The 25,582-nt window shown below is 37.0% G+C and carries 23 protein-coding genes and 1 tRNA gene; 6 read left to right on the top strand and 18 right to left on the bottom strand.

What is annotated here, in order from left to right:
- Positions 1-19 precede the first annotated feature (19 nt).
- The 3 genes from MZHIL_RS05780 to MZHIL_RS05790 all read left to right on the top strand — a co-directional run bounded on the left by MZHIL_RS05780 (position 20) and on the right by MZHIL_RS05790 (position 1,904).
- Complete coding sequence (locus MZHIL_RS05780) at positions 20-850, top strand: rhomboid family intramembrane serine protease (RefSeq protein ID WP_013898431.1); 831 nt, start codon at positions 20-22, stop codon at positions 848-850.
- Between the two features lie 6 nt (positions 851-856).
- Positions 857-1,267, top strand: coding sequence for a hypothetical protein (locus MZHIL_RS05785; protein WP_013898432.1), 411 nt, complete (start codon positions 857-859; stop codon positions 1,265-1,267).
- 112 nt (positions 1,268-1,379) lie between these two features.
- Positions 1,380-1,904: a TIGR00288 family NYN domain-containing protein gene (locus MZHIL_RS05790; protein WP_013898433.1), complete on the top strand. Its 525-nt coding sequence runs from the start codon at positions 1,380-1,382 to the stop codon at positions 1,902-1,904.
- A 24-nt stretch (positions 1,905-1,928) separates the two neighbouring features.
- Here the strand turns inward: MZHIL_RS05790 and MZHIL_RS05795 are convergent, their stop codons facing one another.
- The 7 genes from MZHIL_RS05795 to MZHIL_RS05825 form a co-directional block, all read right to left on the bottom strand.
- A complete protein-coding gene (locus MZHIL_RS05795) occupies positions 1,929-3,098 on the bottom strand; it encodes a homocitrate synthase family protein (protein ID WP_013898434.1) in 1,170 nt (389 codons plus the stop codon).
- A 90-nt stretch (positions 3,099-3,188) separates the two neighbouring features.
- A complete protein-coding gene (gene larB / locus MZHIL_RS05800) occupies positions 3,189-3,965 on the bottom strand; it encodes a nickel pincer cofactor biosynthesis protein LarB (RefSeq protein WP_013898435.1) in 777 nt (258 codons plus the stop codon).
- Positions 3,966-3,984: 19 nt separating this feature from the next.
- Positions 3,985-4,821 carry an NAD(+)/NADH kinase gene (locus MZHIL_RS05805; protein WP_013898436.1) on the bottom strand — a complete coding sequence of 279 codons (837 nt, stop codon included), beginning with the start codon at positions 4,819-4,821 and terminating at the stop codon, positions 3,985-3,987.
- Between the two features lie 2 nt (positions 4,822-4,823).
- Positions 4,824-5,627 (bottom strand): bifunctional fructose-bisphosphatase/inositol-phosphate phosphatase, encoded by an 804-nt coding sequence (locus MZHIL_RS05810; RefSeq protein WP_013898437.1) that lies wholly within the window; start codon positions 5,625-5,627, stop codon positions 4,824-4,826.
- 17 nt (positions 5,628-5,644) lie between these two features.
- A complete protein-coding gene (locus MZHIL_RS05815; RefSeq protein ID WP_013898438.1) occupies positions 5,645-6,655 on the bottom strand; it encodes a type II glyceraldehyde-3-phosphate dehydrogenase in 1,011 nt (336 codons plus the stop codon).
- Between the two features lie 165 nt (positions 6,656-6,820).
- Positions 6,821-7,009 (bottom strand): CooT family nickel-binding protein, encoded by a 189-nt coding sequence (locus MZHIL_RS05820; protein WP_013898439.1) that lies wholly within the window; start codon positions 7,007-7,009, stop codon positions 6,821-6,823.
- 37 nt (positions 7,010-7,046) lie between these two features.
- Positions 7,047-7,922, bottom strand: coding sequence for a damage-control phosphatase ARMT1 family protein (locus MZHIL_RS05825; protein WP_048815658.1), 876 nt, complete (start codon positions 7,920-7,922; stop codon positions 7,047-7,049).
- A gap of 251 nt (positions 7,923-8,173) precedes the next feature.
- On the opposite strand from MZHIL_RS05825, the gene MZHIL_RS05830 reads away from it, so the two are divergent.
- Both MZHIL_RS05830 and MZHIL_RS05835 read left to right on the top strand, forming a co-directional pair.
- On the top strand, positions 8,174-9,643 hold the full coding sequence (locus MZHIL_RS05830; RefSeq protein ID WP_013898441.1) for an alkaline phosphatase family protein: 1,470 nt from the start codon (positions 8,174-8,176) through the stop codon (positions 9,641-9,643).
- Between the two features lie 255 nt (positions 9,644-9,898).
- Complete coding sequence (locus tag MZHIL_RS05835; protein ID WP_013898442.1) at positions 9,899-10,927, top strand: deoxyhypusine synthase family protein; 1,029 nt, start codon at positions 9,899-9,901, stop codon at positions 10,925-10,927.
- A gap of 33 nt (positions 10,928-10,960) precedes the next feature.
- Here the strand turns inward: MZHIL_RS05835 and MZHIL_RS05840 are convergent, their stop codons facing one another.
- The 9 genes from MZHIL_RS05840 to MZHIL_RS05880 all read right to left on the bottom strand — a co-directional run bounded on the left by MZHIL_RS05840 (position 10,961) and on the right by MZHIL_RS05880 (position 20,632).
- Positions 10,961-11,884, bottom strand: coding sequence for a CAP domain-containing protein (locus MZHIL_RS05840; RefSeq protein WP_013898443.1), 924 nt, complete (start codon positions 11,882-11,884; stop codon positions 10,961-10,963).
- Positions 11,885-12,859: 975 nt separating this feature from the next.
- Positions 12,860-13,603, bottom strand: coding sequence for an SIMPL domain-containing protein (locus tag MZHIL_RS05845; protein WP_013898445.1), 744 nt, complete (start codon positions 13,601-13,603; stop codon positions 12,860-12,862).
- Between the two features lie 145 nt (positions 13,604-13,748).
- The gene (locus tag MZHIL_RS05850) at positions 13,749-15,491 is read right to left on the bottom strand and encodes a sensor histidine kinase (protein ID WP_013898446.1); all 1,743 of its coding nucleotides are present in this window, start codon (positions 15,489-15,491) and stop codon (positions 13,749-13,751) included.
- 259 nt (positions 15,492-15,750) lie between these two features.
- Positions 15,751-17,115, bottom strand: a complete 1,365-nt coding sequence (locus tag MZHIL_RS05855) for a sensor histidine kinase (protein WP_048815506.1) — start codon at positions 17,113-17,115, stop codon at positions 15,751-15,753.
- A 168-nt stretch (positions 17,116-17,283) separates the two neighbouring features.
- Positions 17,284-17,357, bottom strand: a tRNA-Thr gene (locus tag MZHIL_RS05860).
- 44 nt (positions 17,358-17,401) lie between these two features.
- Positions 17,402-18,424, bottom strand: a complete 1,023-nt coding sequence (locus MZHIL_RS05865) for a class I SAM-dependent methyltransferase (protein ID WP_013898448.1) — start codon at positions 18,422-18,424, stop codon at positions 17,402-17,404.
- An 8-nt stretch (positions 18,425-18,432) separates the two neighbouring features.
- A complete protein-coding gene (locus MZHIL_RS05870) occupies positions 18,433-19,056 on the bottom strand; it encodes a LysE family translocator (RefSeq protein ID WP_013898449.1) in 624 nt (207 codons plus the stop codon).
- A 151-nt stretch (positions 19,057-19,207) separates the two neighbouring features.
- On the bottom strand, positions 19,208-20,221 hold the full coding sequence (locus tag MZHIL_RS05875) for a transcription initiation factor IIB (protein WP_013898450.1): 1,014 nt from the start codon (positions 20,219-20,221) through the stop codon (positions 19,208-19,210).
- A 150-nt stretch (positions 20,222-20,371) separates the two neighbouring features.
- The gene (locus MZHIL_RS05880) at positions 20,372-20,632 is read right to left on the bottom strand and encodes an H/ACA ribonucleoprotein complex subunit GAR1 (RefSeq protein ID WP_013898451.1); all 261 of its coding nucleotides are present in this window, start codon (positions 20,630-20,632) and stop codon (positions 20,372-20,374) included.
- Positions 20,633-21,005: 373 nt separating this feature from the next.
- Between MZHIL_RS05880 and ppdK the strand changes: the two genes are divergently transcribed.
- Positions 21,006-23,675: a pyruvate, phosphate dikinase gene (ppdK, locus tag MZHIL_RS05885; protein ID WP_013898452.1), complete on the top strand. Its 2,670-nt coding sequence runs from the start codon at positions 21,006-21,008 to the stop codon at positions 23,673-23,675.
- A gap of 95 nt (positions 23,676-23,770) precedes the next feature.
- Here ppdK and MZHIL_RS05890 read toward each other — a convergent pair whose 3' ends face one another.
- Both MZHIL_RS05890 and MZHIL_RS05895 read right to left on the bottom strand, forming a co-directional pair.
- Positions 23,771-24,208: an ACT domain-containing protein gene (locus MZHIL_RS05890; protein WP_048815507.1), complete on the bottom strand. Its 438-nt coding sequence runs from the start codon at positions 24,206-24,208 to the stop codon at positions 23,771-23,773.
- 42 nt (positions 24,209-24,250) lie between these two features.
- Entirely contained in the window at positions 24,251-25,555 is a 1,305-nt protein-coding gene (locus tag MZHIL_RS05895; RefSeq protein ID WP_013898454.1) for a phenylacetate--CoA ligase family protein, read from the bottom strand.
- Positions 25,556-25,582 lie beyond the last annotated feature (27 nt).

The raw sequence follows: 25,582 nt of genomic DNA on the forward strand, positions 1-25,582 counted from the left end.
AATTAATGCGGAGGATATTGTGAGCAAAGAATGCTGGATATGTGGTAAGAAAGATATATTTCCATATAAGTGCAGATATTGTGGAAAAGAGTTCTGTTCAGACCACAGACTACCTGAAAGACATGCCTGTGAAGGGCTTGAATCTATGAAGAGAGGGTCCTGGAACAAAAAGAAAAGCCAACCTGAAGACCTATTCAACGATGTGTTAAAGCAGGCATCAGTTCAAGTTGGTAAAAGTGCTATAAAGGGAATTACAATGACAATAAAGAAATCTCTCACAAGCAGTCCTTCAATGACAATTATTGCAATCTGCATAATTTCATTTATACTTGGTATAATACCAGGATATTTCGACCTGTTCAAATTTGACCCAACCCAGATCTTAGCAAAACCATGGGCAATAATCACCTATATGTTTTTGCATGCAGGAGTAGCACATCTGTTTTTCAACATGCTGGTATTATTCTTTTTTGGAAGAGAACTGGAAAGACGTGTTGGGAACACCATGTTTTTAAAAGTATTCTTCATATCGGGAATCGTTGCAGCTCTTGGTTACTCATTAACGAGCGATATTTCAATGGTTGGAGCAAGTGGAGCAATATACGGAGTCTTTGCAGCTGTAGCTCTACTTGCACCGGACCTGCGAATATATATTTACTTTTTCCCTATGAAAATAAAATACGCTCTTGTGATATTTGCAGCTATAGACTTCCTTTTAATTAGTGCCCCTACAATGATTGCACACAGCGCACACCTGATGGGCCTTTTTACAGGGCTTTTGATGGGGTATTACATAAAAAAAGCAAATAAAGAGATAAAATACAGGAAAAGGGGATACTACCACAGGTGATTACTTTTGGCAGATCAAAAAAGTCACCTTAAAAAATACTATCCAAAGCCAGATGAAAATGAAGAAATTCCGATACAGGTTCTTGGACGTGAAAATAAGATCGCAGGGTGGTCTCCAGAACTGAGAAAGACATTATATTTAGATGATCCAGAAAAAGCGGAAGGATTAAAACGTATTCGTGAGATTACACTCCTTAAAGTTTATAACTGGTATTCAAATCGCGAAAGTTTAATAGAATTATCCAATAAAGAAAATTCACAGCTTGAACATATACTGGAGAAATTCTCACAGGATGGGGGAGAAATCAGGTATACCCGTAAAAAGATTAAAAAACGTATGATCAACTATTTCAGACTTGAAAAATCTTCCATACCATACAGAAAAATTGAAAGAAAGATACTTGCAGATAAGTTATAGCATTCTCAAATAAATTTTTTGAATAAATAAGCAATTTAGATATTATGATAAGTATTTATAGCGTGTTCGATATATTCAATTTTTATATTGCCAAATTACAGGATGTGAAATTATAAAACCCGTTAAAACCGGATTTAGTTCCATTGTCAAATACCTGAGCACAAAAAAAGAGCATGGTAGGCGAAGTATAGGGTTGCTTGTGGACGGGCCTAATGTTCTTAGAAAAGAATTCGATGTCAATCTTGAAGAAATAAGAACTGTGCTTACAGAGTATGGGAATGTGAAAATAGGACGCGTATTCCTGAATCAATATGCTTCCAATAAATTGGTTGAAGCAATTGAGAACAATGGCTTTGAACCTATTATTTGTTCCAGTGATGTCGATGTAAGACTTGCGGTTGAAGGAATGGAACTGGTATTTAATCCCAATATTGACACTCTCGCTCTCGTTACCAGAGACGCTGATTTTAAGCCTCTATTAAATAAAGCAAATGAAAATGGAAAAGAAACAATTATTTTCGGAGTGGAACCAGGTTTTTCCTCTGCATTAAGAAACTCTGCGGATTATGTTATAATAATAGGACAGGATCATTCAGCTCAGAATAATGAAATTGAAGTTGAAGTCGAGCAGCAGTAACTCATAGAAGTAATCTCCTATAGCTTATACTTTCTTGATCCCTTTTATAATATCCTCAAGCCTATTTCTTGAAATTCCTTTTTTGGCTTCAGTGCAGTTCTTAACTCTTTCTATTAGAAGATTAAGTTCCTCCTCCTCCAGAGAGTAGCCAATATCTTTCACAATCCCTTTCAATGCTTTCATTCCGGTATGTTTGCCAGCAATAAGATTTCTTTTACCACCAACAATCTCAGGTGAGAATAATTCATAGGTTCTTGGATCTTCAAGTATTGCCATTACATGTATTCCAGATTCATGTGAAAAGGCATTCTTCCCAACAATTGCCTTATTAGCAGCAACCTGAACATTAGAATACTTCTGCACCAGATCAGATATTTTTTTAATATTTCTGGTGTTGTATTTTTCAATACCGTACTGAACCATCAGTGACAGAAGAACCTCTTCAAGAGCAGCGTTTCCCGCCCGTTCCCCGATTCCATTTACAGTTGTGTGTAGTTGTTTAGCACCAGCTTCAGCGGCTGCCAGTGTATTTGCAGTTGCCAGTCCCAGGTCATTATGACAGTGGATACAAACAGGAGTATGAATTTCTTTTTTTATTTCGGTTACCAGATAATATGCTGTGGATGGATTCAAGATCCCAATCGTGTCTGCTATACTGACATAGTCAACCCCGTAGTCCTCAGCTGTCAGAAAAGCTTTTTTGAGTACTGAAATATCAGTCCTCGTGGCATCCTCTGCTGCAAACCTTACAGAAAGACCATGATCCTTTGCATATTCAATAGTGTTGAAGGCACAGTCGGTTATTTCTTTGCAGCTCTTGTGGTATTTATGCTTGAGGTGAAGATCAGACATAGCTATAAATATACTCACCATATCCACGTTACAATCAATAGCAGAATCAACATCTGCAATCAGTGCCCGGGACAAGCAACAGGTTCTTGCATCAAGTCCCATACCAGCAATTTCTTTAACAGTGTCTTTTTCAGCTGCAGAAACAACCGGAAATCCGGCTTCGATAATCTCAACACCAACCTCATCCAGTTCACGTGCAAGAGCAATTTTTTCCTCTCTGGTGAATACAACACCTGGTGTCTGTTCGCCGTCTCTTAGTGTAACATCACATATTTCAATATCTTTCGGAGTATTGGACACAAATTTTATAAGTTCATTTCGGGAATAATATTCTTTGAGCATTCTACCTGTTCCTTTAAGAGTCAAATGAATAAGCAATAAATAGGTTATGTAAGAAAATAAAATAGGACTATATGTAGTTTATGAATATATTCAACTATTTTTTTTACTCTCTGCAACCATATTTGCAATCCGTGCCGCAAGAGCACCTGCAACAAAACCAGCATCTATATTAACAACACCAATGATCGAACAGGACTGCAACATTGATAAAAGAGCAGCTTCTCCTTTTCCACCCGCACCATAGCCTGTCGATACAGGAACTCCAATTACAGGAACATCTATTAAACCAGAAACAACAGCCGGAAGCGTACCTTCTCTGCCAGCTGCAACTACCACCGCATTGACCTCCCGGTCCCTGAACTTTGAGATTTCAGGATAGAGCCGATGGATACCTGCAACACCTACATCATAAGCACTTACAACATCACAACCCATTTCCCGGGCAACAATACAGGCTTCCTCTGCCACTCCAATATCAGCAGTGCCAGCAGAGATAACGCCGACCACTCCACCTGTTTTTTTTACAGGAGTACCATCATTAATGACAGTGGATCTGGATTTTGGAGACCATTCTATATACTGTGAATTAAACGATTCATGGATTTTCTCATAATGTATATCAGATACCCGAGTTACAATCACCCGTCCGGTGTGTTCCAGATGGACCCTGACAATCTCTACAACATCCTCCGGAGTTTTTCCTTCTGCAAGGATGGCTTCGGGATAACCTGTCCTGTAAAGCCTGTGAGTATCTGCCTTTGCAATTTCCAAAACTGGTGTAAAACCCAGAGACTGAATCTGTGATGAAGCACCCTCTATATCCAGTTTCCCGTCCTGTAATTTTTGTAATATTTTTTTCAGTTCCATGGTATTGATCCATAGTTAATTATGTTAGTTTATCTTGAACTTTTTCATAGAAGCTGACCACCGAAGACTTAACAAATCGTGCAGGATTCTTTGCTTCTGTAAGTGTTACCACATCATTTTCTGTTATGCTATAAGTGTACTGCCCATCAATCACAATAGCCGCTTTTTTCTCAGGTATTGTAAGTCTTATTTTTAAAATCGAATCTGCAGGAACGACCCATGGCCTTGCAGATAATTTAAATGGTGCAAGAGGAACAATTACCGCAGCATCCACCCGGGGATCAATGATCGGACCACCAGCACTCATGGCATATGCAGTCGATCCTGTGGGTGTAGCAAAAACAACACCATCAGCCCGCAGTTCTTCCATTTCACATTCATCCACCATGATCTTGAAAGTTAATATCTTTGCAGGTCTGGCCGTGATCAATACTGCTTCGTTTGTAGCGGAGGGAAGTTTCTGACCATTGAATGTAACTTCCAGACGTATTCTTTCATGATACGTGAAGCCTTCAAGTATTTTACCTATTGTCTCAATGGCATCTTCAGGATTTACATCAACAAGAAATCCAAGAGTACCCATATTTATACCAAGAACCGGGAGCGGATCTTCCATCTTAGAAATACTTCTAAGGACAGTTCCGTCTCCTCCTATAGAGATCAAGAACTCTGCGCCCAGGTCTCTCATATTTTTTATCGGAACTATTTTATAGTTTTTTAGTCCAAGTGGTTTAGCAGTATCAGGGGATACCAGAATATCCACTTTCATGCCAAAATGATCAATTATATTTTGAGCCATCCAAAGAGCATCTCTGTTATCACATCTGGCAACAATTCCTATTTTGTTCACTTTCAAGATTATTCCCTTACCGTTAATCTGAGGATATCTCTGTGAATATGGCTATTTGAAGCTACAATATCAACCTTCTTTGCCACATTGTCTACAAGTTTTAACTGTGCGCCGATGCCATTTGTAACTGTACCCCCAGCTTCTTCAAGTATCAGTTTCCCAGCCGCCACATCAACCAGCCTCAAAGTTCTTCGAACATCTATAAATGCGTCAGTTCTGCCTGCTGCAACATAGCATATTTCAAGAGCAACACTACCAAATATTCTGATACGCCTTACTTTTTTCCATAAGTTTACTGTCCGCCCTACATTCAAGCGGTAGCCATAAAGACTGATGCATGAAAGATTAAGTCTGGTTGTAGATGAAGGAGATATTTTAGTTCCATTTAAATATGCACCCTTCCCTTTTTCAGCAAAATACAGATCATTGTTTGCTATATTTTTTACATATCCAAACCATATTTCAGATATATCAGGAGTACCTATTGCAATTGAAACACTATAAATGGGAATCCCAAAGGCAGCATTATATGTACCGTCCAGTGGATCAACAACCACTGCAAAATCGGGGTTGTTCCCTATTATTTTTTCTCCATACTCTTCACTTAGAACTCTCATGGACCTGCCATCAGATTCCAGCACATCAAATATGGCTTTTTCAGCTACATCATCTATCAGTTTAGTTGGTGTTCCATCAGCACCAGTATAAACAGTCTTGTAGCCTTCTGCAGTCCCGACCAGATTTTTAATAGCCTCTGCAGCAGCTTTTGATGCGCTGTTGCAGAGACTCAAAAAATCATATTTTTCATTCATGTACACACAGTTTGAAATCAGATCAAACCAATTGCTTTGTCTGTTTTTTCAATGGATTTTTCACCATCTTTTTCCAGTTCCATCATAGCACGGATTGCATCCACATTTTCGGGAATCACATTTGATTCCTGATGAATTGCCTGGAAGAAGTACAATTCCTTTTCATACAGGCTGATTGATTCATTCCATACACAGTTTTCCCACATATCATAGCGTGGCCTAAGCATGTCCCTTGAAAGTTCAATTATCTCAGCTGTAGATGATATTCCCTGGCCAACAAATCTCACCCTTGACTGTCTGGAAAGGACCTCTTCAATATCTTTTTCAGTACAGTCCTTCTCAAAATCAATATTTACAATATGAACATGCATCAGGGTTGTTGGCAGTTTAACTGCAGTTGTAGTGATATTAATATGTGGCATCACAGATTTTACATCGGGCCCATGATGAGATGGTAGTTTTACAGGATTTGGAACAATTGCATTTATCGGGCCTTTTTTAATGTCACCGGGATCTGCAGATCTTCTGAGTAAAGATACCCTGACTTTTTTTACTCCAAATTCCTTATCAAGAGGAGATATAACCCTGCACAGACCGGTTGTATTACATGAAACAACCCTCACAAAGTCCCTGCCAAGTGCTTCGCTATAATTTGATACTGCATTAAAGGAAAATCCTGCAAGTTCATGATCTTCTCCACCCTGCCAGATAGCTTTTACACCATGTTTTTCATAAAGTGATTTGTTTTCTGCCCCTACTCCGCCTGGAGTGCAATCAACCACAACATCTGCCACATCAATCATATCCTCAACAGTACCCATTACAGATAAATCTGCCTTCTTCATTGAATCCATACGATCTGATGGAGCATAGATATCATATCCTTTATCCCTTGCAATAAAAGCCTCAAAATTTGGCCTGGTCTTGGAAACCCCCACTATCTCCATATCATCCTGAAGAGCTACAGCATCTGCAACTCTCTTACCAATTGTACCATATCCATTTATCGCAACTTTAACTTTTGACATTTATTTACCTCCAATTATTTAAAAAATTTAATGCGCTAATGATCTTTTTTTTGTTATTCACCAATGTAGTAATCTAAAATTATATATTCATTCATTCTTATATATTAACCAATAAAAAAATCATCGATCATTGTACCAACCCCACTATTTGATGTAAATTCTTATTCATTTTTTAATAATTATAGTTTCCCCTGTAGAAAAATTTATTTCTTTTATGTGTCCAGTCACATTTTTCTTATCACCAAATATACCAGTTAGTTCGATAGAATCATCATCAACAGCAATTCGCGTAACCGATTCCATGAACATTTCTTTCTTTCCATCAGTGATAACCATAACATTTAGTTCACACATATTCTAACCTCATAATATTCTATAGATCTACATTCAATTATTTAATCAGTTTTGCAATTGAGAGATCAGTATCAACATTCAGATCTTCAGCAACACTCTTACACTTTGTTCTAAGCAGATAAGCAACAGGTTTTACATCAGACTCTGAAATAGTTTCATAGTTGGCCATCCCCTTACTGATAACCAAAGATGCCCGATCAAATGATCTCAACAATTCTGGAGGTGCTTCATCAAAACATACGCCTACAGCATTTGATCCAGTAGTCAGAATCTTATCAACCTTTTTATCGATTTTAAATTCATTTACATCAGTCATTGTAACGTCAGTTAGCATTGGACCGCCCCGGACAACCAGTGTTATATTGCCTCCTATTTTTTTTATTGTATCAAAAACTATCATATCAAATAAAATCTCCCCACAATTATCAACAACATAAACAACATCATCCAGCATTTCAATCATATGGGAAGTATCATCTATATCCAGTCCCTTTTCAAAAAGCTGAGAAAATGTACTGTCAAATGTATCAGCAGCTACATCAAAGCCCATGACTCCAAAATCAAAAGTATTCCCTATTACCGATGACAGTACAGCTCTTCTGAATAGCTCTTCATTATCAGGATTTCCTCTGTATATATAAGAATTGGCAATTTCCATTACCGACATAGCAGTTCTGTTACTCAACTCCTTAAGTTTACGGTATGGATCTGTATCTTCAAGAACTTCATATGCCTTCCTGTGGACTGCAGTCGATACATATCCTGCAGGAACCCCTGGTGCATAAGTACTATTAAGGACTTTAAGGCTCTCTTTTACAGTTCTGTGTATCAGTTCTTTATCATCTGTGGAGAGTTCTGCTTCATACTGTACTCTGGATAAAAGACATGCAGGACAACGCGAATCAATTTTCATATTTACTACCTTTCCAGAAATTTTTTGTTCAAGCATCATGAGTTATGAGAACGTGACACTATTTAGATAGAAGATATATGTATAGTTAATCTATCCTGGAAGATTCAACTTTTTTGAAACACTCTATTTTTAGATCATTTAAAGTCAGAGATCGCATAAAGTGCACTTCCTTAAAAAATATAAATTTTATCAGTTTAAAAAAATATTTTAATTTAGTAAATTTTTTATTTAGTTGATCTGATTAAAAGAGTATGAAATTTCAAATACCGCATTCATTCAGATTGATCTACCTTGCCGTATTGATAATAATTTTTGCATTTGCTATATTTACTCCTTTTTGTGCTGCTACAACAGAAATTTTGGTCAATCCTGTAAATAATCCATCTGGTGCTGTAATACTGGTAATTGATGGACTGGGATCAAAGTACATTTATCCTGAATTTGTACCATATACGCTTGAAGGAGAGCCTATTGATAAACCACATATCAAGAACCTATCAGAAATTTATCAAAGATCTGTCCGGGTAATAAATGTCAATGCACCAGAAACTTTCACCGAGGCAGGACACTCTGTAATTGTAACAGGAAACTCTGGAGCAGATGGAGAAATGGTCAGTTATGACGGTTCAACTATCTATGATGTACTCAGTGACCGGAACTACCTCAACCTGGCTATTCTTCAGAAAGGAAGTTTCAAGCAGATGAGAGATCAACAAGATATTCTAGCATATGATAGAAGAAACTCCATTAATAATCCTCAAATGAACATTGGAATAGGTGATATTGATACAGGTTCTGGAATAGGTTCGGATATTTTTGACATCCTTACAATACATAGTATTGAGGCTCCTGCTTATATTGCCCAATTCCCACAGGGATCTGTTCAAAGATATGATGCCTATAACCGGTGGGCAATAGAAGCAGCCATTGATATTATCGAATATATGGATACAAATGCTCCCACGCAGAAATATATGCTGACAATTAATGTGGGTGCGGTAGATTCTGCAGGACACTATCTAAGAGATGGAGGGTACATCCAAACAATAGAGGGAATTGACAGGACTATAAACTCAATATACGATATCTGTCATGAAAACAATCTGCTTTTTGTAATCACATCCGACCATGGAATGGCTTTCGAGTTCAGGGATTCACGTGGAGGTCATAGTTCATCCATCTATTCCAGTGCTCCCGAATCACAGATGGTTCCTCTCATCGTCAGTTTACCAGGTCTTGAGCCAAAGGTAATTAAAGGTGAGTACGGACAGCAGGATATTGGGCCCACGGTGCTGAGTCTGTTAAACATTCCACAGGAACTTCGTTTTGCAGATGGGGAAATTATTCACCTGAAGGATCATGCCAATCTTAGAATAACTGCCCCGGAAAAGACAATAATAGAACTTTATAAGAATGACAGCATTATTGCAATTGGTGAAAATGACAGTGATTTTCATTTTATCGGACTAAAACCCGGATATAACTATACAATATATATGAAAAATCCTGATAATAGAGATATCAAGATTGCTGAAAAGACACTTTTTTTAGAGGGCGATAATGCCCTTATGATAGGAAATGCTATAGAAGGTGGTTCACAGCAGGAGTCAATGAAATATTTTCAGAGTCAAAGATATATAGCAGGAAATATCCTAATAATTCTCATTAACATAGCAGGTATTTTAAAAATAATAAAAATTTACAGAGATGAGGAAGAATGATTATCCCGGTTGCTAATTGAGATGCATACAGAGCTATACCCAAAAATTTATACCATAGTACTATTTTTCATTAATTCTGCAACTTCAGCATAAATTTAATTCCCGGACAAGCATGAATTATTCATATTCATACTGTAAGGACGTAATTAGATCATAATTAAAACATAATCTACTGAAGTTCAAATTAAAAAAATCAACCATTTTAAGTTATCTGGATGTCATTGAATCATAAAATATAGTTAAAGTGGAGAGAATATGAAAGTCACAGATTTTATTGATATGAATTACAGGCATTTCAATGCTGCCCAATTAAAAGATGCAGCCGCATCATATAAAGAACATTTGGACAATAATGGTCAGATGCTTTTAACCATGGCTGGTGCAATGAGTACTGCTGAGTTGGGCATATCACTTTCACAAATGATAAGGCAGAAAAAAGTCCATGCAATTTGCTGCACCGGTGCAAATTTGGAAGAAGATCTGTTCCATCTTGTTGCAGCAAGCAAATACATACGTATCCCGGATCACCGGAATCTTAGAAAGGAAGATGACTATAAATTGATGAAGCTTCACCTGAACAGAGTCACAGATTCATGTATACCAGAAAATGAAGCCATGAGAAGGATTGAATCCGCATTATTGGACCATTGGCAGCAGGTAGAACAGATGGGAATGCGAGAATTCCCTCATGAATCATTGTACAGCCTCATAAGAAGTGGGATACTTGAAGAGTATTATGAAAAAAATCCTTCTGAAAGCTGGCTGGTAGCTGCATGCGAGAACAACATTCCTATTTTTGTTCCAGGGTGGGAAGATAGCACACTTGGAAATATGTTTGCGAGCAGGTGCATAAAGGAGCATTTTGACAGTCCACTTATTGTCAGGGGTGGGATTGAATATATGATCGATCTTGTAGAATGGTATAAAAAAACAAGTCAGGCCCATAAAGTAGGCTTTTTCCAGATAGGAGGAGGCATTGCAGGAGATTTTCCAATATGTGCAGTGCCCCTGATCAATCAAGATCTGTCATTGCTAGAAGGTGAAGAGGCAAATATAAAAACTGATATGTATGATCATCCGGATCTGAAAAGATTCCATGCACCATTGTGGAGCTATTTCTGTCAAATAAGTGACAGCACAACCTCTTATGGAAGCTACAGTGGTGCGCCACCATCTGAAAAAATATCATGGGGCAAACTGGCGGTTGATACACCTGCATTCATGATCGAAAGTGATGCGACAATTGTAGCCCCGTTAATATTCGCTTATGTCATGGAGTGGTAAAAAAATATTTTTATCGAAATAATTACCCGGCAATCAACTGCGGAAATATAGATCAATTACTTCTGATACATCATCTAGCGTTATATTTCCGCTGTAATAATCATTGATCGCCATAATTACTTCATTTCGGTCTATTATTCCATTTGAATTGATATCATATTTCATGGGATCAAATATTTTTTCTTTTTCCGGAACTATAGTCCACTTCCATTTTTTTGAATCAATCCCGTTTTCGTTCCTGACAGTTACCTCTACAGTATAGACACCTTCTAGCAAATTATTCTCTTCATAGATAGAATTCTTCACATTGTATTCCTGTTTTTTTATGTTACCATTGACTGTCCACGTAACATCGCACTTTTCATCTGTAGCTATGCTGAATATCTTAGAGACTCCCTGTATGGAATCGATCTCTTTATCTGGGCTGAAACTTTCAATTGAAATTTTCGAGTTATTCTGAATCGAACTATTCCATCCAAAGTTCTGAGTATACATTGCAGTATTTTTATACAGTTTTCCATTATGTAAAAAATCGCCAACCCATATGCCAATTCCAACTTCATTGAAGTCAGGATTCAAAATATTCTTTCTGTGACCACTTGACGCCATAAGGCTTTGGTGGGCTTTATCCACATTAGGAGGCATTCTCATGGCAATATTCTCTGCACATTTGTTTGTAGAATAGCCAGCGTTTTGTAATCTTTTCCAAAAACTGTCCCCATTAAAAGAACTGTGGCTGAAATAGTTCTTTTCGATCATCTCTTTGCTGTGTTCAGTGGCAACCTCATTGAGAAGAGGATTGAAGACAAGTGGATCCAGACCGTTTTCTGCACGTTCGCTGTTTATGAGATCCAACATCTGCTGCTGTTCGAAACTATAGAGGTTCTCCTGGGAGACTGCTGGAGTCAACATAAATACAGCTAAAACAAGTATCAATAATCCTTTTAGCATGTTCATTTAATTCACCTTTGAATATCCAGATACTGATCACTTTTTAATTATGAGTGGAAATAACAGTGACAGGATACCAGATAGAACTTAAAAACTATGTTCATGTATATATGAGATATGTATATGTTACTGGATTTTATGGACACAATAGTTAGGCTTTAAATACTAAAATGTTTTTTATGGAAAGTCCTTTAGCATCATAATTGAGACATATAAGGTAAATTATAATTGTAGAAAATATACATTAAACATATGTTAGAATGATGAAAAAAGAGCGAGATATTGAAGGCATTAAATGAAATTGAAGATCTGTTTAGAAAAACCTATAACAAATTTTATGCTCCTCTGAAACATTGTCCTGGACTATTGTACCCAGAATAGAAAATTAGTTTTTATTAAAGATTGGAATTCAAGCCAGCAGACCTGAAATATAGAGAGCTGCAATTACAAGAATACCTATGATGTAACCATATATTGCAATCGAGTCGGTTGAATCTGTTTCGAAATCTGCTTTTTCCTGCATTTTCTATACACCTATCACCATTTCATTTCTGATAGCCTATCAACGAGGCCTAGATTTAACACAATTATGGACTATAATTATAATGATAAATCATTTGATATATAAATATATTGATTTATCATGAAGAAATGTATTTAACTTTCTTTACCTTCTGTATTCAATAAAAAACTGGTTAAAATTTGAAGAAATAGGCCTGACATTCATTCTTACATACAGGATGTATAGTCATTTCTCCTTTTAACAAAAAGCAGCCATTTCACCTTTGTATTATTTTACTAATTTCCTTTCATGATCATGGAAAGCAAACATTACATGCATATTGGAAAAATGATCCCGCCTTTATCCAATTCAATGTTTTTCACAAAAGTGGTAATCAATATTTTATAAATTTCCTGGAAAAAATAAGATAGGATGAAGGGGACTTTGAGTCCAAAATCAAAATCTGTAAATAAAGCCCATCATCCAATGATGTACGTGACCTGAACTGACATTGAAACCCTGCTTTCTCCGGGTTCAATTGGTGTCGGTTCTGGTGCTGCGTCCCTTGCTACAGCTTCTTCATAAAAGATCCTTGGTTGAGTACCTTCGGATATAGATGATGTCTTCACACCAATTATCTCAACACCCAGATTTTCAGCAAGAATTTCAGCCTTTGATGATGCATCCGCCACAGCTTCGCTGATCAGATCTTCACGCAGTTCTTTCTGCTTTTCATCAGATACAGTAAAAGAAATACCTCCAATCTGATTTGCTCCTGCAGCTGCAGACCTGTCAATCATCTCTCCCAGACTGTCAAGCATTGTAGTGGTTATCTGTACATTATTGGAAGCTGCATAGCCTTCAATTGTCGGGGTTCTTCCCTCATAGTTGTATACAGGATACACAGAAACACGTGAGGTCTGGATTTCCCGATCCTGCAAACCAATGTCCCTAAGTTCATCAATTACTGCATTCATTATAGCTGCATTCTCTTGAGTTGCCTCATCTGCAGTAGGGGCCCTGACTTCTACCCCAATACTCAATGTTGCAGTGTCAGGTACAACCATCATTTCTGCATTTCCACTCATCTGCATAGTATTTTCTGAACTTCTATCAGATGCACCAATTGATCCTGCATATAAAGTTGCTGCCATTAGCACCAGAACGATTGAAAGTGCAATAATGACATAATATAGTTTATCTTTATTATTTTCCTGAGACAATTTTAAACTCTCCTTTATTCCATTAAATAATATAAGTACGGATAAATATTAAAGAATTGTCTAAGCTTCAAAACAGTTTGTAGTTATGAAAAATTAAACTTGCTGGAAAATACACTTTCCAATTATTATTAAGATATACAGTAAGTCAGCAGTTAATCGGCTCATTCTTAAAAGTAATAGAATAGCAAGTTCCATTTGAGGTGTCAATTTCTAGATTACCATCAAGCTGGCGAGTTAACATTGTAACAACCTTTAAGCCAGTAGATTTTGGATTGTTAATCTCATGGTCTTCTGATATTCCAATCCCATTATCCGATACTTTTAAAATATACTCACCATTGAGATATTTGAAACTAACATAAATTAGTCCATTATCTTTGTCAGGAAATGCGTGCTTAATCGAATTTGTAAGTAGTTCAGTTAATATCAATCCAATTGGTACTGTTCGTTCAATATCAAGATAGACGGTATCCAGGTCGTTTCTCAAATCAATATTTCTGCTATCACTGAAGTAAGTGCGCAAGATATAATTTTCTAAATTCCTTATATAATCTGAGATTTCAATTCTTGACAAATCCTGTACACCATATATTTTCTCGTGAGCTAGCGACATTGATTTTATTCTACTTTGACTATCCAGAAACGCAGATTTTACGATTTCGTCTTCAAAGTTTCGAGCCTGCATGTTCAGTAAGCTCGCAATCACCTGGAGATTATTTTTAATCCGGTGATGAATTTCCTGTAATAAAATTTCTTTTCTACGAAGATCTTCAAGTTCTACTCTATCTGTAATTTCATCAATTAGTATTTGAGCACCGGATAATTTGTTTTGTGAAAATATAGGTGCTATGTGAACTCTTACAATTATCTCTTTGTTCCATTTTGTTCTATAAACAATCTCTGCAGGACCTATTTTTTTACCCGTACTCAATACTTTAGCAAGATAATTTGAAAAACCTGAATCTACCAGTGGTTTAAATTTTAGAAGATTTATCTTTTTAGTTTCTTTTTCTCCAGGAGAACCTAATATATCTAAAACACGTGGATTTAAATATTTTATATTTCCATTGATATCACAGGTAAGAATTCCTACCATTGATGATTCAACTAGATGTTGATAATTAACTCGCGTTTCACTCAGTTTATATTCAAGATCAAGACGAGTAATTGATAAGCCTACAAGTGAAGAATATATTTCTAAAAATATTTTATTTTCTAGTAAATCTCCCTCATTCATTATTATGGTAAAGTCACCAATCATCTGGTTATCCCTTTCAATTTTAACTACATATACCTCCCCAATATTGAACGTTTTTTCCAGTATCTTTACAATTTTATCTGAAATAACACCCCGGGTCAGTTTATGGAGATTAGAAAACCTTGTGATTTTTTGGCCTGCTATTTTCTGTGCACGATTAATATCGTGAGGCCATTTTTTATTTTTGGGATTAAATGAGAGAATTGAAATTGCTTTATCAATGTGATTATTATTCCCAGAAATTGTAACCGTCCTAAAGAAATTCCCATCCTCTTCGTATATGTTTAAAGCAACATACTTTGCCCCGGAGATTGTTAATGCAGTATCAGATATTTTTTTATAATCGTTCTCTAAAAAAGAGGTTTGCAGCAGATTCTCAGCCATCTTTAGGGTTTCTTTTTCAACTGTAATATCCGAAAAAAGGGTTACAAAATAATGTTTTTCTGGAGAATATGCAGTAATTTTATACCATTTCCCTAAAATCTCAGAAAAATTCTCCAACTCAAGTTTTTCTCCAGTTAGTGCGACTTTACCATAAACTCCAATCCAGTCAAAACTTCCATTTCTAATTCCAGGGAAAATTTCAGTTGCATTTTTTCCAATGATTTCAGAAGCATTTAGACCAGTCAAAATTTCAAATGCACGGTTGGTTTCCAGAAATTCATAGTCACACGGATTTCCTGAATTATCAAGAATTATTTTATGATATGCGTAACCTTCAGATGTATTTTCTAATAAAAGTTTATTAAAATTCTATATAGCCTTTCCTTTATCCATTCATAATTCTCCACATGAATAATGTGAGAATAATCAGAAATACTTGTTTTTAAAAGTATATTTTGATATGTATTACTATCCCTGACAATTATTTAAATCTTAAGCATTTGGATCAAAAAATGATAGCATAACTAGTCCCGTTCGAATTATCTATATTCACGGTTCCCTGCAGTTGCTGTACTAGCATATTGATTAATTTAAGTCCCAGAGATTCAGATCTTTCAATATCAAAATCATCAGGTATTCCAATACCATCATCAGTTACTTTCAATAGATATTTATCATTTTCAAGTTTTTTAAAGATGATATTAATTGCCCCTTCATTCCCAATAGGAAAAGCATGCTTGATAGAATTTGTTATAATTTCAGTAATAATTAGTGCTAAGGGAACCAATATATCCATATTCAGATGTGCTGAATCTGAGTTAACATTCAGTTTAATGTTTTCATTTACATTATACGCCTTGAAAATGGATGTCCCCAGCTTTTCAATATAGTCCGATATTTCAATATTATCCAGATCTCCAGAATCATATAATATTTTATGGGCAATTAGCATCGATTTTACTCGATTTTGACTATCACTAAACGCCGCTTTAACCGATTCATCATCGAATTTTCTGGCCTGCATACTCAATAAACTTTCAATTACCTGAAGGTTATTTTTTACTCTATGATGAACCTCTTTTAGAAGGATCTCCTTCTTTTCCATTTCCTCTAATAGTTTGTACTCTGTGATGTCAATCATAAAGCCCTGTATTTTAGTAGGTTCCCTGGATTTTAAATCAACATCAAAAACATCTTTTATCCATGCAAAAGTTCCATCCTTTTTGAAAAATCTATACTCTATAGAACGAGGTTCTCTGCATTCCACGCATTCTGTGAAATATTGTATAACTCTATCATGGTCTGCTGGATGGATACGGTCTTCCCAGAATTTGAGATCAGTCCATTCATCAGGCAAATAACCTAAAATATCCGTAACCTGTGGGGCAACATAGTTCCAATGATCTTCAAAAATATCATATTCCCACAGAATCGCATGTGCTGATTCTGCCAGATTTTTGTATTTCTGCTGACTTGATTTCAGATTCTCTTCATACATTTTGCGATCAGTAATATCTTCATGATATATCACAATCAGATCATGATCTGCGAGTATGACTGCATGCATAGTAAACCAACGTTTTTCATCGGGAGAATGACAGGGATACTCCATTTCAAATTCATAACTCTGTCCTTTTATTAGATCCATAATCCCTTCGAAAGCTTCTTCAGCGACTTTATCGCCTTCAACCATTGCTTTCTTTGTCACGTCCAGATAATTTGAGCCTATGCCACTATTTTTCAAAAAACAATTATCATTCTCTTCAGCAAATTTGATCCATTGTTTATTGTAGGAAACAATGGTTCCATCCATATCTAATAATACAATATTTATTCTTAAAGTATCTATAACACTTTGATTAAATTTCATCGAACACATGCACTCCTCCCCCCGTCCCGCCACAAGGAGAGTTCTTGATACTATTACTATGTTTTTTCAATAGTTTTTAATGTTTCTAAGATGTGGTAATCAAAAGTTTTATATGAAATCAATTCAAAAATTAAATAATTAAAGTGAGGGATTGATATATTTTTAGGAAGCCGCCGGAGGGATTTGAACCCTCGGCCTGCTGATTACGAATCAGCCGCTATACCGGACTAAGCCACGGCGGCGTTAGAAACAGGATCAAATACTTTTTTCTCTATCTTAAATGTTTTCATGCAGATGGTTTCTCTGTGCCATGGACCTGGAATTCAATGCATATGTTGTATTGATGTGGAGCATAAGATCTGACAATACGATGGTCCCTGATCTGAATGCTTTTATTCGATCTCTTGCATGCCGTTTCAATCTTCCTGAGAGAACCCTCGAACATTTCATCTTCGTGAATTATGTCATAGAAATGAACAATACCTCCTTCCTTTGAAATTCGAAGTGCAGGCTCCAGGAATTCATGGGCACTATGTGGAAGATTCATTATGACATGATCAGCACTGTTTTTATATTGATCTGCAGCATCGTATGCATCGGATTCGACAACTTCCACGTTATACAGTCGATTCAGATCAACGTTTCTTTGCAGGTATACTACAGCATCTGGATTCTTGTCAATTGCCACGACTTTTTTAGCTCCACTTTTTTTAGCTATAAGGATACTGTAAGGGCCTATGCCTGCAAACATATCCACAACCACATCGCCAGGGCTTATCTGAGAAAGAATCCGATCACGCTCGGTTGAAAGTCTTGGTGTAAAATATGCTTTCGTAATATCCAGGAAATACCTGCAGCCGTGTTCTTTATGTATCGTTTCTGTTGTAGGCCTTCCTTTGATTATTCTGTATTTTCTGATCCGATATTCTCCTTCCACAGGACTAACACTGGCAATCACAGTTTTAATGCTGGGGTGCACATCGAGTAATGCTTCAGCAACAGTATTTTCATTTTCAGGATCAGATTCTGTAATAGCAATATCACCCACTATTTCATATTGGGGTACAAAACCCAGTAGATCTTCAAGAGTTGGTTTTTTATTCAGCTTTTCAAATTCTTGTTCTTTGACCTCTGCACATTCCGGTAGTTGATCAAGTATAATTGATGAAGGTTCTTTAATTAGCGGGATATAAAGATATCCATCTGATGAAAATATTCTGTAACCCGGATCCAGGATTTCATGATCAAGTAAAACACATCTGGATCTCTCACCCATCTTTACAGGAACTCTTATACAGATTTTTCTCATGTTTCACCTCACTGGAAAATGAACCATGCTCCAAAAATAACAAGAAACAGTCCACAACCAGTAACTATTATTCTATACATAGAGTCTGTCATTAAAGCTTTTCCGCGGCTAAAAGCAATGGATACCATACTGTACCATCCCATATCTGCAAGCCAGTGACCTATCACAAAAAATACCATTGCAAGCAAGCTGATATCAAGTCCATAAAATAGAAGTGCAGCACCCGCTGTTATCCACCACATCCAGAAATATGGATTTGAAGCAGAAGTAATTATGCCTGCAATATATGGATTTCCAAGACCAATATTATTCACATCTGAAGTCATAGAAATCCCTTCAATCGAATGATATCCAGATCTTGCAGTCATCAAGCCAAACAGCACCAGAACAATACCCCCAGTGATAGAAATATATGAAGGAAGAGAATCTCCAGTAAAAGAAAACAAACCAAAAACTATCAGAATAATAATTAGCAACTCCAGTATTGAATGACCAGCAACCACTTTTGGACCTGCGATCCACCCATTTCTCAATGATGAATCTATTGTGGCAAATAACATAGGTCCCGGTACCAGAGCACCAGATAATCCGACCAGAAAGCCTATAATTAACAGATCGATAATATCAAGCATATTCGATGCAAATGATCTTTAACCAAAATAAATGATGCGGAAAGTAAGAAAAGAAATGCCATCAATATATTTTATTTCAAAATGAAAAATAAAAACAGGCAGCAAAATAAAACTGTAAAATGGGACTTAAAGAGGATCGAGATCACTCAGTTTAAAGAATGATCTCAATATCAAGCTCTTCTGCAAGTTCTTTATATCTATTACGTATGGTTACTTCTGTTACACCGGCAACATCTGCAACTTCACGCTGTGTCCTTCGATCACCACACAGAATCGATGCAATATATATTGCAGCTGCAGCAACACCTGTTGGGCCTCTTCCACTGGTAAGCTCCTTTTCTGATGCTTGACGCAGAATTTCTACGCTTTTTGACTGAACTTCTCCCTTCAACTGAAGTCCGGAACAGAATCTAGGAACATAGTCTATTGGAGATGTGGGCATTAGCTTAAGAGACAATTCTCTTGAAATGAACCTATATGTTCTTCCAATCTCTTTTCTGCTGACCCTTGAAACTTCTCCGATCTCATCGAGTGTCCTTGGAACACTGCATTGGCGACATGCTGCATAAAGTGCAGCTGCAGCAACACCTTCAATACTTCTTCCACGTATCAAATTTTTATCTACGGCTTTTCTATAGACAACAGCAGCAGTTTCTCTGACTGTCCTTGGAAGACCAAGGGCTGATGCCATACGATCAAGTTCTGATAATGCAAATGCAAGGTTTCTTTCAGTGGCATTACTTACACGTATCCTACGCTGCCATTTTCTTAGCCTGTAGAGTTGAGCCCTGTTCTTTGACGAAATTGACTTACCATATGAATCACGGTTTCTCCAGTCAATCATTGTAGAAAGACCTTTATCATGTATAGTGTAAGTCATTGGTGCCCCTACTCTGGAGCGTTTCATACGCTGATCATGATCAAATGCACGCCATTCAGGCCCTTCATCAACAAACTCCGCGTCCACTACCAGACCACAGTCTGCACACACAAGTTCTGCCCTTTCATAATCATGTTCTAGATTCCGGCTGCCACATTCCGGACACATCACCTCAGGCTTTTCAGTATCATCAGATTTCTCTTTTTCCTTACGCGCCTTTATCATAGCACGTATTTTTTCTCTTTCTGAAGTGTCAGAATACCTGACTCTTTCAACTTCTACCATTTAATGTCTCCTATGTATTTTTATCAATAAAGTTCAAACTTTTTGATTTGTGGTCATCATAATATCATCTATTTGTATTATTATACACGTACCAACCACAACGCTTATACGGCAATAAATGAATAAATAACCAAATTCATCTGAAAAATATTATTGAACATATACCCGTTCATTCACAAGTAATTTCAGCTGAGCAACATTTAATCCTTTGAGTGGTTTTACCGAATAGTAGGGATTATTTATCGGGCCAAAAACATTGTTTATTTTTCCAATCTTTTCTACTGATTTGTCCACAACAACTGAATTGATCTTTGGTAAATCGCTTGTTTTGACCGAGTCTTCCTGCGCTTTTCCACGAACAATGATGTTCTGCTGGCTTGTAAGATGCAATACTTTTCCAAGTCGTCTCATATTTCTCTTTTAAACTATATATAAATACAACTGTTTAGTATATAATAAACCAACTAATTCTATATATAAGTTTCGCAATGGATTTAAAATATAGCACCAAATTTAGTGAAATCTACCTCAATAAGTTCCCTGAAAATATCTGTCATCTATTGATCCACAAATCTATCTATCTATCTATCTATCTATCTATCTATCTATCTAAGTATAAAATTTTTTTACTATTTTGGTTGAGCTGAGTTGTACTTCATATAAATGTACACAATTAGACTATAAACCACAAACTTAAATATTAAATGATGCTTTCTAAAAGCAGATAGTACCATCAATGATTAAAATATTCAAATAGATTCATCCGCTCCATGGAGGATATCTGGTGGCAGAAAACAAATTTGTGTACTTTTTCGGAGACAATCAAACAGACGGTAATGGCAGCATGAAAGATCTGCTTGGGGGTAAAGGTGCAAACCTCGCAGAAATGGCAAACCTGGGAGTTCCAGTACCACCCGGATTTACAATAACGACTCAGGTTTGTGTCTATTATCTTGAACATGGAAAGTATCCTTCAGGGCTTCTCCAGCAGATTAACGATGCAATTAAAAAACTGGAAAAAATCAATAACAAAAAGTTTGGAGACTCACATAATCCACTATTATTATCTGTACGTTCCGGAGCAAAGGCTTCAATGCCAGGAATGATGGATACCGTTTTGAACCTGGGCCTTAATGATGAATCAGTTAAAGGCCTTGCCAGAAAAACAGATAACCCGAGATTTGCTTATGATAGCTACAGACGATTCCTGGCAATGTTTGGTGATGTTGTTCTTGGAATCGATCATGATGAATTCGAAGCAATGATCGAGAGCAAGAAAAAAGAACTTGGGATTAAGCTGGATACTGAACTTGATATAGATGCACTAAAAGAACTGGTTGAAAGCTTTAAGCAGATAATTGAAAAAAATATTGGCAAAAAGTTTACACAGGATCCTAGGGAACATCTCCAGATGGCAATAGATGCAGTATTCAGCTCATGGAACAACCAGAGGGCAATAACCTACAGAAAACTGCATGACATTCCTCATGACTGGGGTACAGCCGTAAATATACAGACCATGGTATATGGTAATATGGGAGATACCTCAGGTACGGGAGTCGCTTTTACCCGCGACCCAGGCACAGGTGAAAAAAAATATTTCGGAGAATATCTCATCAATGCTCAGGGTGAAGATGTTGTTGCAGGAATAAGGACTCCGCAGTCAATTGAAACATTAGAGGAAGCAATGCCTCATGTTTATGATCAGCTTGTTGAAATTTTCACCAGGTTAGAGCAGCATTTCAAAGATATGCAGGATATCGAATTTACGATTGAAGAAGGTAAACTCTATATCCTCCAGACAAGAACTGGGAAAAGAACAGCTGCTGCTACAATCAAAATTGCTGTAGATATGGTTGAGGAAAAGCTCATTGATAAAAGGACAGCCATTTTAAGGGTAGAGCCAAAACATGTTGACCAGATGCTACACCCGATGATAAAACCAGGCTCTGAGTATAAAGTGATTGCTAGAGGACTGGCAGCTTCTCCAGGAGCTGCAGTTGGCAAAGTTGTATTTACTGCTGAACATGCTGAAGAAATGAAGAAGAATAGTGAAAAGGTGATCATGGTACGTACCGAAACATCTCCTGAAGATATAGGAGGAATGCATGCAGCAGAAGGAATACTTACAGTAAGAGGTGGTATGACATCTCATGCAGCTGTAGTTGCCAGAGGTATGGGTAAGCCATGTGTAGCTGGCTGCGATGATATAACTATTGATATTGATGATGCCTGCTTTATGGCAGGCGAGTATACAATAAAAGAAGGAGATTATATTTCCATTGACGGCACCAGCGGTAATGTTATTGCAGGTAAAGTAGAACTTGCAGTTCCCGGTGTAAACAAAGACCTGGAAACAATCCTTGAATGGTCTGATGGAATACGCAAGCTCAGGATCCGAACAAATGCAGATACCCCTCAAGATGCAGCTATTGCCTATGAATTTGGTGCTGAAGGAATAGGACTTTGCAGAACTGAACATATGTTTTTTGGAGAAGACCGGATTCCGGTGGTACGTGAAATGATCATGGCTGAAGATGAAAATGAAAGAAGAGAAGCATTATCAAAACTTCTCCCAATGCAAAAAGAAGATTTCATTGGAATATTCAAGGCTATGAAAGAATATCCCGTAACGATAAGACTTCTGGATCCACCACTGCATGAATTCCTACCAAGGCTGGAAGAACTGGAAGCAAAGCTTGCAAAACTTCAATATGGCAATGATAATAAAAAAGAAATAGAAAAGGTAAAGAAGCTTATTGAGAGAGTTGAAGCTGTTAAAGAAATAAATCCCATGCTTGGACACAGAGGATGCAGGCTGGGAATCACCTATCCAGAAATATATGAAATGCAGGTACAGGCAATATTTGAAGCTGCCTGTGAACTCATGTCAGAGAATGTGACTGTAGTACCTGAGATAATGATTCCTCTGATATCTGATGCTAAAGAACTATCTCTGATAAGAAATGAGGTGAAAGAGATAGCAGAAAAAACTATGGATAACACCAGCACCCGGATAGATTACCTTATTGGTACAATGATAGAACTTCCCCGTGCAGCAATAACCGCAGATAAAATTGCCCAGCATGCCGAATTTTTCTCATTTGGTACAAATGACCTGACTCAGACGACATTTGGATTCAGCAGGGATGATGCAGGCAAGTTTTTACCATTATACATAGATAAAGAAATACTTGAAATGGATCCCTTTGTAGTTCTGGATCAGGAAGGTGTTGGTGAGCTGATCAAAATGGGAATAACAAAAGGAAGATCTACAAATCCTGATTTGAAGGTTGGAATCTGTGGAGAACACGGAGGAGAACCAAAATCTATAAAATTTGGGTATGTGAGCGGATTGGATTATGTTAGTTGTTCACCATACAGAATACCTATTGCAAGGCTTGCTGCAGCACAGGCAGTTCTGGAAAACGGAGATGACATCAAAAATGATTAAGAAGCTGGATCTATAATCCAGCTTAAATTTTATTTCAGTTCTCAATATCTGTAATTTATTCAAAAAATATAATTAGAGAAAATTTTATCAGCAGCTCACAGATTTTTAATATCCTTCATATCTATTAACTTGATATCAGCCTCGTCAAGAACATTCAAAGCACTTTCTATATCATCAACTCTGAGAATAAGGAATGCTTTGTCGGTTCTGGTAACAAAAGCATACGCATAGTCTATGTTAATGTTATGTTTACTGAGTACATCCGCTATTTTTGCAAGGCTTCCTGGGACATCATCCATTTCTACACCAAGCACACTGGTTTCTGACACAGTAAATCCGGAGTCGTGGAGAACTCTGTGAGCCTCATCTGGATTATCCACTACCATCCGGATAATCCCAAAATCACCAGCTTCAGCTATTGTAAAAGCCCTGATATTAATTCCTGCTCTCTTAAGTTTTGCAGCCGTGTTTGCAAGTCTTCCGGGTCGGTTTTCAGAAAAAAGTGATATCTGCTTGATTATTTTATCCATCATCATAAATCCACCTAATAATAATTATGATAATTCATCTATATATTATAATACTCTTTTATCTATAACCTTTTTTGACTTTCCAATTGATCTTGGGAGTGAACCATGCTCAACAAGTTCTACATTAACACTGAGATTCAATATGGATTTCAGAGAAGATGCAACTTTTTTCTCCAGAGAGATCATATCATTTACTCTGTCACTGAAAGCAGCATCTGTCATTTCAATCTGTACTGTCATAGTATCCATTTCATTGACACGATCAACTATTATCATGAAATGTTCACCAACTTCAGGTATCTTCATCAATACAGATTCTACCTGTCCAGGGAATACATTTATACCCCTTACAACCAGCATATCATCTACTCTGCCCAAAATCCTCATTATTCGAGGGTGAGTACGCCCACACTGGCAGGGTTCACTATTAAGAATAGTTGTATCTCCAACTTTGTAGCGGATCAATGGCAGAGCTTCTTTTGATAATGTTGTGATAACAAGTTCACCTCTTTCCCCATCAGGAACTGGCTCTCCGGTATCACTGTCAATTACTTCTACCAGAAATTGATCGGCCCATATATGTATCCCCTCCTGATAAACACATTCCGTGAACAATGGACCGCTTAGTTCGGATGTTCCAAACACATCATAGGCCTTTATCCCTGTTGATTCTTCAATCCTTTTGCGCATTTCTTCAGACCATGGTTCAGCTCCAAGGATCCCAACCCTTAAATTCGTATCTTTCTGAAAATCTATACCTTCTTTTTTAGCAGCTTCGTTCAGAAATAAAAAATATGAAGGAGTACATGCAATTGCAGTTGTTCCAAGATCATCCATTAGCTCCATTTGTCTTTCTGTGTTTCCTGCACTTGTTGGGAGGACTGTTGATCCAATCTCCTCTGCACCATAGTGAAGTCCCAGTCCGCCGGTAAAAAGCCCATATCCATAGCTGACCTGTAGTACATCACCACGTCCCAGTCCTATAGATGTTAATGCCCTTGCAAGCGACTTGGTCCACTCATTAATATCATTCTTAGTGTATCCAACAACAGTAGGCTTACCTGTAGTACCAGAAGAAACATGAAATCTAACCAGTCTTTCATTTGGAACACAGAACATTCCTGTCGGATAAGTATCCCTGAGGTCCTGTTTATAAGTGAATGGAAGTTTTCTCACATCATTCAGTGATTTTATATCTTCAGGCTTTACTCCTGCCTGATCAAATCTTTTTCGATAAAAGGATGAATGACTATACACATATTGCACAATCTTTTTCAGTTTTTCTTCCTGGAGTTCTCTTAATTCAACAGATGGGAGTCTTTCAATTTGTGGATTCCAGTACTCAATCATTTTTATTCACCAATAAAATTATATGAA

This window comes from Methanosalsum zhilinae DSM 4017 (assembly GCF_000217995.1).
GTDB lineage: Archaea > Halobacteriota > Methanosarcinia > Methanosarcinales > Methanosarcinaceae > Methanosalsum > Methanosalsum zhilinae.